This is a genomic window from Pseudomonas sp. C6002 (genome assembly GCF_013385805.1).
Classification (GTDB): domain Bacteria; phylum Pseudomonadota; class Gammaproteobacteria; order Pseudomonadales; family Pseudomonadaceae; genus Aquipseudomonas.
The window spans coordinates 264087-278381 of the sequence record NZ_JACAPH010000030.1; the positions used below are offsets into that span (position 1 = coordinate 264087).

At 64.3% G+C, this 14295-nt stretch carries 10 protein-coding genes; all 10 read left to right on the forward strand.

What is annotated here, in order from left to right; translation table 11 throughout:
• Positions 1 to 4 precede the first annotated feature (4 nt).
• The 10 genes from HX817_RS20890 (at position 5) to HX817_RS20935 (ending at position 14273) form a co-directional block, all read left to right on the forward strand.
• Entirely contained in the window at positions 5 to 1294 is a 1290-nt protein-coding gene (locus HX817_RS20890) for a DotU family type VI secretion system protein (RefSeq protein ID WP_177041039.1), read from the forward strand.
• Positions 1291 to 4791 carry a type VI secretion system membrane subunit TssM gene (gene tssM, locus HX817_RS20895; protein ID WP_177041049.1) on the forward strand — a complete coding sequence of 1167 codons (3501 nt, stop codon included), beginning with the start codon at positions 1291 to 1293 and terminating at the stop codon, positions 4789 to 4791. The genes HX817_RS20890 and tssM overlap by 4 nt, the downstream gene beginning before the upstream one ends.
• On the forward strand, positions 4788 to 5441 hold the full coding sequence (tagF, locus tag HX817_RS20900) for a type VI secretion system-associated protein TagF (RefSeq protein WP_008439457.1): 654 nt from the start codon (positions 4788 to 4790) through the stop codon (positions 5439 to 5441). The genes tssM and tagF overlap by 4 nt, the downstream gene beginning before the upstream one ends.
• Complete coding sequence (locus tag HX817_RS20905; protein ID WP_003213320.1) at positions 5442 to 6161, forward strand: PP2C family serine/threonine-protein phosphatase; 720 nt, start codon at positions 5442 to 5444, stop codon at positions 6159 to 6161.
• Positions 6158 to 9166, forward strand: a complete 3009-nt coding sequence (locus tag HX817_RS20910) for a serine/threonine-protein kinase (protein WP_177041059.1) — start codon at positions 6158 to 6160, stop codon at positions 9164 to 9166. The genes HX817_RS20905 and HX817_RS20910 overlap by 4 nt, the downstream gene beginning before the upstream one ends.
• Positions 9166 to 9870 (forward strand): ABC transporter ATP-binding protein, encoded by a 705-nt coding sequence (locus HX817_RS20915; RefSeq protein ID WP_177041061.1) that lies wholly within the window; start codon positions 9166 to 9168, stop codon positions 9868 to 9870. Before HX817_RS20910 ends, HX817_RS20915 begins: the two co-directional genes overlap by 1 nt.
• Entirely contained in the window at positions 9870 to 11054 is a 1185-nt protein-coding gene (locus tag HX817_RS20920) for an ABC transporter permease (RefSeq protein WP_177041063.1), read from the forward strand. The genes HX817_RS20915 and HX817_RS20920 overlap by 1 nt, the downstream gene beginning before the upstream one ends.
• Positions 11047 to 12759 carry an SUMF1/EgtB/PvdO family nonheme iron enzyme gene (locus tag HX817_RS20925; protein ID WP_063033839.1) on the forward strand — a complete coding sequence of 571 codons (1713 nt, stop codon included), beginning with the start codon at positions 11047 to 11049 and terminating at the stop codon, positions 12757 to 12759. Before HX817_RS20920 ends, HX817_RS20925 begins: the two co-directional genes overlap by 8 nt.
• An 84-nt stretch (positions 12760 to 12843) precedes the next feature.
• Complete coding sequence (gene tagQ / locus HX817_RS20930) at positions 12844 to 13767, forward strand: type VI secretion system-associated lipoprotein TagQ (protein WP_177041065.1); 924 nt, start codon at positions 12844 to 12846, stop codon at positions 13765 to 13767.
• Positions 13768 to 13892: 125 nt separating this feature from the next.
• Positions 13893 to 14273, forward strand: a complete 381-nt coding sequence (locus HX817_RS20935; RefSeq protein WP_008439448.1) for a hypothetical protein — start codon at positions 13893 to 13895, stop codon at positions 14271 to 14273.
• The last annotated feature ends 22 nt before the right edge of the window (positions 14274 to 14295 follow it).

Sequence of the window (14295 nt, forward strand, 5' to 3'; positions counted from 1 at the left end):
CGCGATGCATCCGAATGACGATGACCGCACCCAGTTCATGCCGCGTCCCGGTGGCCGCGCGCCGGAGCCTGTTCGCGCAGAGCCGGCGCCGCTGTCGATGCCCGCTGCGCCGATCCTGACCGGCAAGGCCCAGGGCCTGAACCCGCTGGAAAGCGCTGCCGGCCCGTTGTTGTCGCTGCTGACGCGCCTGCGCAACACGATCTCGCACCCTGCGCCAGCGAGCCTGCGTGCGCAGTTGCTGGCTTACCTGCGCCAGTTCGAAGAACGTGCCGAGGCGGCCGGCGTGGCCCGCAACGATGTGCTGCTGGCGCGTTACGCGCTGTGCACCGCCCTCGATGAAGCCGTGCTGAGTACGCCGTGGGGCAGTGCCAGTGACTGGGGCAAGCAGAGCCTGCTGATCACCGTGCACAACGAAGCCTGGGGCGGCGAAAAGGTCTTCCAATTGCTGGATCACTGCCTGCAAAGCCCGCGGGAACGCCTGTACCTGCTGGAACTGCTGTACCTGTGCCTGTGCCTGGGTTTCGAAGGTCGCTACCGCGTGATGAACGACGGCCGTAGCCAGCTGGAAGCCTTGCGCGAGCGTACCGCGGCGGCGATTCGCAGTGCCCGTGGCGAACATGAGCGCGAGCTGTCGCCCCATTGGCGCGGCGTAACCGTGGCCCGTGATCGCCTGGCGCAGTTCATGCCGCCGTGGATCGCCGTGGCCATCGGCGTGGCATTGTTGCTGGCGTTGCTGTTCGGATTGCGGATGAAACTGGCGTCGGATGCCGAGCCGGTGTTCAAGAATATTCATGCCCTGGGCGAGATCCCGGTGCAGGCCATCGACCGTCCGGTGGCCCAGCCGAAAATCATCGAGCGGCCACGCCTGGCGGGCTTCCTGGTGGAAGACATCAAGGCCGGTCGCGTGGCGGTGGAAGATGCTGTCGACCGCTCCGTGGTGACCATCCGTGGCGATGAACTGTTCGCCTCGGCCAGCTCCAGCATCGTCGATGACTTCCAGCCACTGATGCTGCGCATTGCCGACGCCATCCGCAAGGTCAAGGGCCAGGTGCGGGTCACCGGCCACAGCGATAACCGTCCGATTGCGACCCTGCGCTTTCCGTCCAACTGGGCGCTGTCCGAAGCGCGAGCCAAGTCGGTGCTGGAGATTCTCGCGGCCAAGACCGGCCAGCCGGAACGCTTCAGCGCCGAAGGCCGCAGCGACACCGAGCCGGTGGCGACCAACGCCACAGCCGAAGGCCGTGCGCGCAATCGCCGGGTAGAAATCACCGTATTGGCGGAGGGCGTCGAGTGAAGGCGTTTTTCAGTTTTGTGATTCGCTGGGTGATCCCGCTGCTGGGCCTGATCGCCTTGAGCCTGATCATCTGGTTTGTGGGCCCGTTGCTCGATGTGCTGGTGCCGGAAGGGCGCCGCTGGGCGCTGATCATCCTGGTGTTCGCGGTGTGGATTGCCTACCGCGTATTCCGGATTATCCAGGCCCGGCGCCAGGCCGCCGAAGTGATGCGCAGCCTCGCGGCGGAAACCCCGCCAGACCCTGCCAGCGTCGCCACCGCCGAAGAGCTGGCGACCCTGCGCCAGCGCATGGACGAAGCCCTGGCCCTGTTGAAAAAGGCCAAGCTGGGCGGTGACGAGCGCCGCAACCTGTATGAGCTGCCGTGGTACGTGATCATCGGCCCGCCGGGCTCGGGCAAGACCACCGCGCTGGTCAATTCCGGGCTGCACTTTCCCTTGGCGGCGCAGTTGGGTGCCGGTGCGGTACGGGGCGTGGGCGGTACGCGCAATTGCGATTGGTGGTTTACCGACCAGGCCGTATTGCTCGACACCGCTGGCCGCTACACCACCCAGGACAGCAACTCCACGGTGGATAAAGCCGCCTGGCTGGGCTTTCTCGACCTGCTGAAAAAGCAGCGTTCCCGGCGCCCGATTGATGGTGCGTTTATCGCCATCAGCCTCTCGGACCTGCTGCTGGGCAGCGACGCCGAGCGTGCCGCCCATGCCGCCGCGATCCGCCTGCGCATCCAGGAGCTGTACACCCAACTGGGCGTGCGCTTCCCGATCTACCTGATGCTCACCAAGCTCGACCTGGTGCCGGGCTTCATGGAGTTCTTCGACAACCTGAGCAAGGAAGAGCGCGCCCAGGTGTGGGGCATGACCTTCGCCCTGGACGACGGCAAGAACAGCGACAGCCCGCTGGCCCATCTGCAAAGCGAGTTCGCCGGCCTGGAACAGCGCCTCAACGAGCGCCTGGTGGAGCGCCTGCAACAGGAACGCGACCCGGCGCGGCGCGACCTGATCTACGGTTTCCCGCAGCAGTTCGGCGCGTTGAAGGATTGCCTGCAAGGCTTCCTCGAAGGCGTGTTCAAACCCAACGCCTTTGAAGAGCGCGTCTTGCTGCGCGGTGTGTACTTCACCAGCGGCACCCAGGAAGGCAGCCCGATTGACCGCTTGATCGGCGCCATGGCCCAGAGCATGAACCTGGACCGCCAGCACCTGGCGCGCCAGACCGGCACCGGGCGCAGTTACTTCATCGAAAAACTGTTCACCGCCGTGGCGTTTGCCGAGCGTGGCCTGGTGGGCGTCAACCCGAAGGTCGAGCGCCGTCGCAAGTGGATTGCCCGGGGTGTGCTGGCCGCAACCGTGGCGCTGGTACTGGTCGTCAGCACGTTGTGGTGGGTGAGTTATCGCGCCAACCAGGCCTACATCGCCCAGGTTGACCAGAAGGTCGCGCCGTTGGGCCAGACCGTGCAGAACCTCAGCCCGGCACAGCGCGAAGTACTCGCGGTGCTGCCCCTGCTTAACGCCGTGAAGAACCTCGCGGGCGACTCGCCGAGCTGGTCCGAAGGCTTGGGCCTGTATCAGGGCGACATGCTCGAAGCCGAATCCTCCAGCGTCTACCGCAAGCTGTTGATCGCCGTGTTCGCACCCCGTTTGGTGACGCGCATCGAAGAGCAACTGCACGGCGGCGGCAATTCCGACTTCCTCTACGAAGGTTTGAAGGCCTACCTGATGCTCGCCGACAGCGAGCATTACGACCCGGACTTCATCAAGGCCTGGATCGCCCTCGACTGGGACCGCAACCTGCCGCGCGACCTGCCGGCGGACCAACGCCAGGCATTGATCGGGCACTTGCAGACCTTGTTCGAGCGGCATCCGCCCAGCGCCCGGCTTGACCCGCGCTTGATCGACGACCTGCGCCGGCAACTGCAGCAACTGCCGGTGGCCCAGCGCGTCTACGACCGCATCAAGCGCCAGAAACTGCCGGAAGGCGTGCCGGACTTTCGCATCAACGAAGCGGCGGGCCGCGATGCCGCGCTGGTGTTCAGTCGCAAGAGCGGCAAGCCGTTGGGCGAACCGTTGAGCGGTTTCTTCACCGCCAAGGGTTATCGCCAGGGCTTCCTGCTGACCAGCCTGAACCAGACCGGCACCCTCGCTGAAGAGCAATGGGTGCTGGGCCGCGAGCCGGCCGATCAACAGAACGTGGTCAGCCTCGCGGCGGACGTGCGTCGCCTTTACTTCCAGGACTATCAACGCCAGTGGGACGCCTTGCTGGCGGACATCGACTTTGTGCCGATCACCAGCGTGGCCCAGGCGGCCGACGTTTTGCGGGTGATTTCCGGGCCGACCTCGCCGCTGAAGAAGCTGTTGGTGGCAGTCTCCAAGGAGACCGATCTGCAGGCGGAAGAACGCTTGCTGGCCGCCAAGGGCGCGCCGGTGGAAGGTGGCGTGGACAAGCTCAAGGAACGCCTCGGCAGCCTGCTTGGCCAGGACCAGCCAACTGCGAATGCACCAGCGGCCAGTGAAGACCCGGTGACGGCGCACTTCGCCGAACTCAACAGCATCGTCAGCAAGAACGAAGGTGAACCGGCGGCCATTGATGGCCTGCTGGCGGACATGAATGCGTTGTATGTGCAGGTCAGCGCCATGGTCGGCGCCAGCGGCGATGCGTTGCTCGGCGAAGCGAAAAACCAGGCGGCGGCTGCGGCCACGCGGGTCAGCCTGAATGCCGAACGCCAGCCGCCGCTGGTGCAGGGCATGGTCAAGTCAGTGGTCAACTCCACCACCAACAGCATGATGGGCGGGGTGCGCAACCAGCTGAATGCGGCGTGGGTCAGCGAAGTGGTGAACGTGTATCGCCAGTCCCTGGCCGGGCGTTATCCGATGTCGCCCGGCAGTGCGCGGGACGCGACCCTGGATGACTTCGGCCAGTTCTTCGGGGTGGGCGGGGTGATGGACAATTACTTCCGCAAGTACCTGCAACCTTACGTCGACACCTCCACGCAAACCTGGCGCTGGCAGCCGGGCGCGGCGCAGAAGCTCGGCATCGCGCCGGGCGTGCTGCAAACGTTCCAGCGTGCGGCGACCATTCGGGATGCGTTTTTCCGTGCCGGTGGCACCCAGCCGATCGTGCGCTTTGAACTCAAGCCGGTGGCGATGGACGCGACCATCACCCAGTTCCTGCTGGACCTGGACGGCCAGCAACTGAGCTACGACCACGGCCCGAGCCGCCCGGTCGCGATGCAGTGGCCGAATCCCGGCAGCATTGGCGTGGTGCGCATTTCCATCATGCCGCCGTCAGCCAGCGGGCGCTCCGGTGTAACGCTGGACGGCCCGTGGGCCTGGTTTCGCCTGCTGGAGCAATCGGACCTGACCGCCGGCAATTCGCCGGACCGCTTCAACCTGCGTCTGCGGGTCGACGGCGCGAGCATCTCCTACGAGTTGCGGGCCAACAGTGCCTTCAACCCGTTCAAGAGCCGCGTGCTTAACGGCTTCAGCCTGCCGGAGCGGCTATGACCACGCTGGGTTTCTATGGCAAGTTGGCGTGCCGCGGCGACTTTGTCAGCCGCGCGCTGCCCCAGAGTTTTATCGGCCCTTGGGACAGTTGGCTGGCGTCCGGATTGCTCGCCAGCCAGACCCGCCTCGGGGCTGACTGGCTGAATGCTTACCTGGTCAGCCCATTGTGGCGCTTCGTGTTGGCGCCGGGTGTGTGCGGGCCGGACGCGGCGGTGGGCGTGGTGATGCCGAGCATCGACCGGGTGGGGCGCTATTTCCCGCTGACGGTGGCTGCGCTGTTGGATCACGACACCGACCCGGCCTCCGTCGTTGGCGGCCCGGACACCTGGTTTGAACAGGTGGAAGAGTTGTTGCTGAGCACGCTGGACGCCGGCGCCAGCTTCGAAGGTTTCAGCGGCGGGATCGAATCCCTCGGCGCTCCAGCCTGCCAACCTCGCACCTTGGGTAGTCGCTTTGCGGGCTTGCAGCGTGTAAACGCCACAGACCCGCAGGCGCGGATGACTGCGCTTGCCGAACAGGCCTGCGAAGGCGCGAGCCTGTGGTGGGGCCGTGGTTCGCAACAGATTTCTCCCGGTTTAATGCGGTGTCAGGGCTTGCCTGCTGCCGACGATTTTGCGCAATTTTTGCTCGGCCAAGAAGGTGTTGTGTAGATGCGGTCCACGTTCAAATCCGCCAGCAAAAGCCACGTCGGCATGGTTCGCCAAGTCAATGAAGACGCTTGCCTCGACCTGCCGGAAAACGGCCTGTGGGTGGTGGCCGACGGCATGGGCGGGCACGCGGCGGGGGATTACGTCAGCAGCCTGATTGTCGACAGCCTGCGCAGCATTCCCGTGGGCCGTTCTCTTGAGGAATACACGGCGGCGTTGCGCAGCGACCTGCTGCGAGTCAACGGCGCGGTGCGCGAAGAAACCGCCCACCGTGGCGTGACCATGATGGGCAGCACCGTGGTGTTGCTCGCCACCCGAGGCTTGCGCGGCGTGTGCCTGTGGGCCGGCGACAGCCGCCTGTATCGCCTGCGCGACGGCCTGCTGGAAAGCATTTCCCGCGACCACAGCTACGTGCAGGACTTGCAGGACAGCGGCCTGCTCAGCGAAGCCGATGCGCGGGTGCATCCACGGGCGAATATCGTCACCCGCGCGATTGGCGTGGAAGCACAGTTGGCGTTGTCGTCGGTCGACCTGTTGATCGCCCCCGGCGACAGTTACCTGCTGTGCAGCGACGGCCTGAACAAGACCGTCGAAGACCACGAGATCCGCGAAGTACTGAGCCATGCCGAGCCGGACGAAATCGTCCGCAGCCTGGTGCACCTGGGGCTCAATCGCGGCGCGCCGGACAACATCACCGCCATCGTTGTGAAGGTGTCGACATGAACATCATCATTCCCGGCTACGACATCGAAGGCGAAATCGGCGTTGGCGCCATGGCCAGCGTGTACCTTGCGACCCAGCGTTCCCTGGAGCGCAAGGTGGCGCTGAAGATCATGGCGGCGGCGCTGGCGGCCGACCCGAGCTTCTGCGAGCGCTTCCTGCGCGAAGGCAAGACCCTGGCGCGGCTGTCCCACCCGCACACCGTGACCATCCATGACATCGGCAATGTCGGTGAGCTGTACTACATGGCCATGGAATACCTGCCCAATGGCACGCTCAAGGAGCGCATCGCCGCGGGCCTGACGCCGGAGCAAGGGCTGACGTATATCCGCCAGATCGCCTCGGCGCTGGGTTATGCCCACGCCCAGGGCCTGGTACACCGCGATGTGAAGCCGGCGAACATTCTGTTCCGCGCGGATGGCACGGCGGTGCTGTCGGACTTTGGCATCGCCAAGTCCCTGGATGACCGCACGCAATTCACCCAGGCCGGATTTGCCGTTGGCACGCCGAGCTACATGAGCCCCGAACAGGCGCGAGGCCAGGAAATTGACGGGCGCGCCGACCTGTATGCGCTGGGCGTGGTGCTCTATGAAATCCTCGTGGGCAAGTTGCCTTACAACGGCACCGATGCGCTTTCCACAGCACTGGCACACCTGACTGAACCGCTGCCGGAATTGCCGGTGCACCACGGGCGTTATCAGGAGGTGCTGCGCAAGCTGCTGGCCAAAGACCCGGCGGAACGCTTCCCGGATGCGGCGGCGTTGTTGCGGGCGTTGGATCAGTTGCCGAAGGAAGAGCAGGTCGAGGCGACGTTGATTCGGCCTCTGCCGATTCCGGTGGCGGTCTCGAATGACCTGGCCGGACTCACGCCGGTTTCCATCGAAATCCCGACCGAAAAGCCGCAGCCACAACCCGTGCGGCAACCGGTGGTGACGCCGACGCAACACTCGGCTGTGTCCGGACAAAACCGTGGGCCGGTGCTGGCGTTGGCAGCGGTTGCCGTGGCAGTGGCGCTGGCGATTGCGGGCGCAAGTTACTGGTGGTTGAAAGATGACGCGCCAGCCGCCGCGCCGCCGGTTGCCGAGGCGGCCAAGACCATCCCGCCGCCTGCCGCGCAACCGGTAGCGGCGCAGGTCGACGGCGGTCAACGCCCGTTGCTGATGGCCGGCAAGAAAACCCTGTTCCAGCGGGTACTGAGCAAGCCCGGCGCCAAGCTTTCCCACGAAGCGGGCGGGGCGCCTGGCGAAGGTTTGCCGGCGTTTTCCGTGCTCTATGTCTACCAACGCAAGGACGTCGACGGCAGCCCCTGGCTACGGGTTGGCGCCGCCACCGACGGGCGCAGCGACGGCTGGCTGCCGGCGGCGCAAGCCAGCGACTGGAAGCAGAGCCTGGTGCTCAAGTTCACCGAGCGTTCGGGCCGGGCGCCGGTGATGTTCCTGCGCCAATCTGCGGAAGTGGAAAAGCTGCTGGCCGATCCTGCCGCAGCGAAAAACCTGCTGCTCAAGGTGCAGAAAAACAGCGAGGACAACCAGCAAGTGCTGGCCTTGGAACCGGCCGCCAGTGCTGTGCCGCAGAACCAGTTTTACCTGCTGCCGATCTTCGACTCCAAAGAGAGCTTCGACGAAAACGGCCAGCCGGTGCAGTTGCTCAACGTCGCCTCCATCGACCCGGGCAACACGCCTAATGTCATCGCCAAGGCTGTCGGCCGAACGCCGGCGATCGATGCCAGCGCCGACGCCTTCCGCACTGCGGTGGTGCTGGTGGTCGACACCACGGTGTCGATGCAGCCCTACATCGACCAGGTTCGCGACGTGGTCCACGAGCTGCAAACCCGCATCGCCGAGCGTGGCGAACTGGACAGCGTGAGCTTTGGCCTGGTGGGTTTTCGCAACAGCATCAAGAAAACCCCCGGCCTGGAGTATGTGGCCAAGACCCTGATCACCCTCGACCAAGGGCGCGACCCGCAGCGCTTCCTCGACATGGCGCGGCAGGTCAAAGCGTCGACGGTGTCCAGCCACTCGTTCAATGAAGACGCGTTCGCCGGTGTCATGCAGGCGGTGGAAGGCATGGACTGGTCCGGCTACGGCGGGCGCCTGATCCTGCTGGTGACCGACGCCGGTGCGTTGCGCAAGAACGACCCGTTCGCCACCACCCAGATGAACGAAGCCGAAGTGCGCCAGGCGGCGCTGGGCAAGCAGATCAAGATCTACGCCTTGCACCTGCGCACCGAAGCCGGGAAGAAAACCCACAGCGGCGCCGAAACCCAGTACCGGACCCTGACCGCCGATGCCAACCCGCAGATCGGCGACCTGTACACGCCGGTGCCCGGTGGCGATGTGCGCAAGTTCGGCGAGCGGGTCGACGAGATCGGCACGGTGTTCGCCAACCTGGTGCATCAGGTGCGCAGCAACACGCCGCAGCCGGTGCCGCTGCTCAGTGCCGCGCCGACCCTGGCGGACAAATCCGCCGCCGTCGGTTACGCGATGCACATGGATTTCCTCGGCCGCAAAACCGCGAGCCAGGCGCCGCAACTGGTGAGTGCCTGGACCGCCGATCGCGACCTGACCAACACCGCGCTGCCGGCCTTTCAGGTGTGCGTGATGCTGACCAAATTGCAGCTCAACGATTTGCAGCAGTCCTTGAAACTGATCGTCGACGCCGCGCGCAAAACCCAGACCTCACCGAAGGATTTCTTCCAGGAAATCGCCAGCGCCTCGGCCTATATGAGCCGTGATCCACAGGCCTTGAAAAAGGGCGGCAACCTGGCGGACGGCGGCATCCTTGGCGAATACCTGGAAGGCCTGCCGTACCGCAGCAAGTCGCTGAACATGACCCAGGATTTGTGGCTGTCGTTGAGCGTGGCCGAGCAGGAAGACTTTATCGACGAGCTGGATTCGAAGATCCGCCTCTACGAAACCTTCCATAACGATGTGGCCAACTGGGTCCGTTTCGGCGATGCCGAGCCGGGTGATGCGTTGTACCGCGTGCCGCTGTCGACGCTGCCGTAATGCTGAACTTGAGCGCAGTGCACAAGAGCCGGGGCGTTGGTGCCCAGCGCTACAGCCTGGTGATACCGGGCTTGCAACTGCGTGCGGGTGAACAGTTGGCGGTGGTCGGGCCGAGTGGCTGTGGCAAGAGCACCTTGCTGGATTTGCTCGCGCTGGTGTTGGCGCCGGATCAGGTCGGGCAGTTCGATTTCAACCGCGTCGACATTGCCGGGCTTTGGCGTAGTGATCAGCAAAGCGCGCTGGCGGACCTGCGTAGTCGGCACCTGGGTTATGTGCTGCAAACCGGTGGCCTGCTGGGCTTTCTCGATGTGCGCGGCAACATTGCGTTGTCGCGGCAACTCCTGGGTTTGAAAGACGACGGCAGCGTGGCGCGGTTGGCCGAGCAGTTGGAAATCACTGATCAGTTGGACAAGAAGCCGACGGCGTTGTCCGTCGGCCAGCGTCAGCGGGTCAGTTGCGCAAGAGCCCTGGCCCACGGTCCGCAGCTGTTGCTGGCGGATGAGCCCACCGCTGCGCTCGACCCGTTGAACGCCGAGCGGGTGATGCAGGCGCTGTTGGCCCAGGCCCGGCATAACGGCGCGTGCTGCGTGATCGCCACCCATGATGAACCCCTGGCCCGGGCCAGCGGCTTGCAGGTGCGGCGCATCAGTTGCCGTCGCGACGCCGACGGCGGCGTCACCGCCACCCTTGGGGAGGCGTGCTGATGCGTATCGCCCTGGTGACTTCCCTGGCCTGGCAGGATTACCGCAACGATGCGTGGCTGTCGGTGTGTTCGGTGCTGGCGCTGGTGGCGGTGATCGCGCCGTTGCTGGTGTTGTTCGGCCTGAAATTTGGACTGGTTAGCAGTTTGACCGAACGTTTGGAGAACGACCCGGCCACCCGGGAAATTATTCCGTTGGGCGGTGGTCGATTCAGCAGTGAATTTGTCGAGCAGCTCCGCCAGCGCAGCGACGTGGCGTTCGCCTTGCCGCGCACCCGGCAGATTGCGGCGACGGCGCAGTTGGGGGCGGTGACGGTGGAGATGCTGCCGACCGCCGCCAACGACCCATTGCTGGCCGGCCTGCCGATGCCCAAGGGCCTGGATCAGATCGTGCTGAGCCACACCGCTGCCGAAAAGCTCGGGGCAAAGGCCGGGGATTGGCTGGAGGCGAGTTTTGGGCGCCAGGTGGCGGGGCGCGTCGAGTCGCAACGCCTGCGGGTTCAAGTGCTGCAGGTAGCGCCGCTGGAAGCCTTCGCCCGGGATGGATTGTTTGCGCCCTTGGGCTTGCTGGAAGCGGCGGAAGATTATCGCGATGGCCGCGCGGTGCCGGCGTTTGGCTGGGGCGGCGAAGCGGTGGGCGTCAGCGAACAGCGGGTATACCCGGCGTTCCGTTTGTATGCGCGGCGCCTGGTGGATGTGGAGCCGCTGCGGGTGTATTTCGCCGGGCAGAATCTGTTGGTGTCGACCCAGGCCCAGACCATCGCCCAGGTGCAGTCGTTGAGCCGCAACCTGTCGATCGTGTTCTGGATCATCGCCGGGCTGGCGTTGGCGGGCGCGTTTGCCGCGATCTTTGCCGGGGCGCTGGCGTCGGTTGCACGCAAGCGCCGGGAGCTGTCGGTATTGCGGTTGTTGGGGTTTTCCACCGCCGGGTTGTTGCTGTTTGTGGTGTTGCAGGCGCTCTACAGCGCGGGGTTTGCCGCTGCATTGAGTGGGCTTTTATATGGCTTGGCAGAGTCCGGCCTGAACCAATTATTCGTGCAGGTGCCGGGCGAATACGCCAGCCACCTGCTGGCGCGTCACTACGGCCTGGCCCTGGCAGCTGTCCTCGGCGTCAGCGCCGTGGCGGCGGCGTGTGGTGGTTGGCGTGTGGCGCGTATCCAGGCTTCTGAAGGAATCAGAGATGTATAAGTTACTGGGCGCCGCCGTGGCGCTGACCCTGTCCTGCGTGGCCTGGGCCGATGAGGCGAGCGACAAGCTGGACAACCCCAAGCCGTTGCCGGATGACGTCAGCCTGCCGCTGCCCTGCGAAGGCAACATGGTGTTCCGCTATGCCTACGTGCTGGCCCAGGGCACCCTGGATGACCGCGAGATCAGCCTCGGCTACCCGTTCAGCGAAGGTGAAGCGGGCTATCAGCAGTCGTTCATTTCCGGTTATCGCCGCGACTTCATCAACGGCCAGTTCACCCTCAAGGACCTGCCCAAGGACTGGAACAAGGTCATCGCGCCGCTGATGCCGAAGACCGACGCCAAGACCCCGCTCAAGCCCATGCTGTACTTCATCGGCAAGTACGAAGTCACCGCGCGGCAATATGCGCAGGTCATGTCCCAGGCGCAATCCCTGGCCAGTGGCGAACCCGCCCCGGCGTGCGATGTACCTACCGGGATGGCGGCGCGCTTGCCCAAGGTCAAGCTGTCGCGCTTTGAAGCCGAACGTTTCTCGGCGGTGTACAGCGCCTGGTTGATGAAATATCACCGCGAGCTGTTGCCGGTGAGTGGTCGCGGTGCTTCGGCAGATGACGGCGGGCTGGGCTTTGTGCGCCTGCCTACCGAAGTGGAGTGGGAGTTTGCCGCGCGCGGTGGCCAGGCGGTCAGCCGTCAGGACCTGGAAGGCCGGCTGTTTCCACGGCGTACCGAGGGCAGCGAAAGCGATGGTCCCCTTGCCGATTACGCGGTGTTCAATCAGGTCGCGGGTGGCACCGGCCAGGCCGCACGGCTGATGCCCATCGGCACCAAGCTGCCCAACCCGATCGGCATGTTCGATGTGATCGGCAACGCGGCGGAAATGGTCCAGGAATCCTTTCAACTGGTGCACGCCGGGCGTCGTCAGGGCACCTACGGCGGGTTCGTGGTCAAGGGCGGCAACTATCTGGAAGGCGAGGGCACGCTGTTCACCGGCATGCGCCGCGAGTACCCGTTGTTCGCCGCCGACGGTACCGAACAAAGCAACGAGACCACCGGCTTTCGCGTGGCGATTGGCGCCTTGTCGGCACCGCGTTCGCGCTACAAGGAACTGTTCGCCCAGTGGCAGAAGGAAGGTCGCCTGGCCTCGCTGACCGATGCCATCGACGACGCCCAGGACCCGACCAAGCGCCTGGACAGCATCATCGCCGCCAGCGTCGACCCGCGCCTGCAAGCGGAGCTCGGCCTGGTCAACGAAGAGCTCAAGCGCAACGTCTCGCTGATCGCCCAGCAGCGCGAAGAAGCGGCCGGCAACCTGATTCAGTCCGCGGCCCTGGTGGCCGAGACCATCAACAACTACAACATCCGCCTGATCAATTTGCAGAAGAGCCGCCAGCAGGCCATCGACGCCAAGGACGAGGCCAGCGCGCAGCTGTTCGCCACGGCGATCACCAATGGGCGCAGTGCGCTGGACGGCGCGGTGGCGATCTACATCGACAACCTGGCCACCGGCACGCGCTACACAGATGCGGTGATCCAGGCGCAGTTTCAACGGATCAAGGAAGAGTTGGATCGCAAGCCGGTACTGGGCAAGAGCCTGGTGACGCGTGCGACGTTATTCGTTCGCCATGTGGGCAACTACCGCAAGCAACAGCGGGCCGACCCGGCGACGATTTTGAAGGAATTGCTCGCAGCGAGCGGTCAGCGGTCTTGACCGCTGGTTGTACAGCGAGCTTGGAAGGGACTCAGGCGGCGGTGGGCCGCGCTGGGCAAGTCAAACTTAAAAGAGAACACAACGATGATTTTTTCCCGTAAGGCGGTTTCCAAGCGTCATCTGCTGCTGATTGCCGCAGGCTTCAGCACGGTGCTGACCGGTTGCGCAACGTCGCCGACCAACAAGGTCGCCTCGACCACCAAGGTCGAGTACTACCCGAACTGCTACGAGCCGGTGCAGCACCTGCGTGCTACCGATTCGGACCTGACCAAGTCGGTGGTCACCGGTGCCGCCCTGGGTGCGGCCGGTGGTGCATTGCTGGGCGCCCTGACCGGCGACTCCGACAAGCGCGGCCGCAACGCTGCCATCGGTGCAGCGGGCGGCGCCCTGGCCGGTGGTGCTGCGGGTTACTACACCGAGCGCCAGAAGCAGATCACCGATGACAACCAGCGCATCGCCTCCTACGCCACCGACGTCAGCAAGCGTGCCTCCGACATCGACCGCAGCACCGCGTACGCCAAGGCGTCCCAGCAGTGCTACCAGAGCGCGTTCACCAAGCTGGTGGCCGACCGCAAGGCCAAGACCGTCAACGACGTTGAAGGCCGCAAGCGCCTGGCAGAAATCGTCTCGGGCCTGAAAGAGTCCAACGACCTGATCGTCGCGGTGAACGGCAAGGCCAGCGAAGACCTGAACAACTACACCCAGGCGTACGAGCAGGATCTGCAACAAGTGGGCGTACAACGTGCTGACGTGGTCACTGTTGCGACTGCCGATACCACGCCGGTGGTGACGCCAGCCAAAGGCAAGAAGCCGGTAAAAGTCGCGAAAAAGCCGGTACTGCCAACCGTGCCGAAAGAAGCCGTAGCCACCGAGAAAACCATCCAGACCGCCCAGACCAAACAAGCTGAAAGCAAGCAGGTTGCCAGCGCCGGTAAAGCGCAGATCGAAGGCACTTGCCGTGATCCGAACCTGGCGGACTGGGCACCGGTTCCTTGCCCTAACGTCTGAGGAAAGTTGTTGCTATAAGCGTTAAACGCCAGCCGATCTCCTGCTAAAACGGGAGATCGGTAGCGTTATTTGCACAAATCGTTAAACTGCTGCGGCCACCCAATAATTACACTGAGGCCGTGTGCATGAAATTTCGTTTTCTTCTCTGGATGCTTGGCCTGTTGATGGGCAAAGCCAGCCGCACCAACCCTGCGTTCCAGCAGCAGTTGGGTGACAAGGACCTGGCGTTCCAGTTGCAGACCCTCGACGGCAAGGTTGCCCGTCACTTCATCGTCAAAGACCAGCGCATTACCAGCCGCTCGGGTGTTCATCCCGCGCCTGCGTTTGCCATCGCCTTCAAAGACGCCGCCTACGGCTTCGCCACGATGCAGGCGAAGAACAAGCAACTGGCGTTCATGACGGGGATTCAGGACAAGTCGATCCAGATCAAGGGCAACCCGGCGCTGGTGATCTGGTTCCAGGGGTTGACCAAGTATTTGAAGCCGAAGAAAAAGCCCAAAGGCTAGGGGTTCTTCAGCAATACTGCGT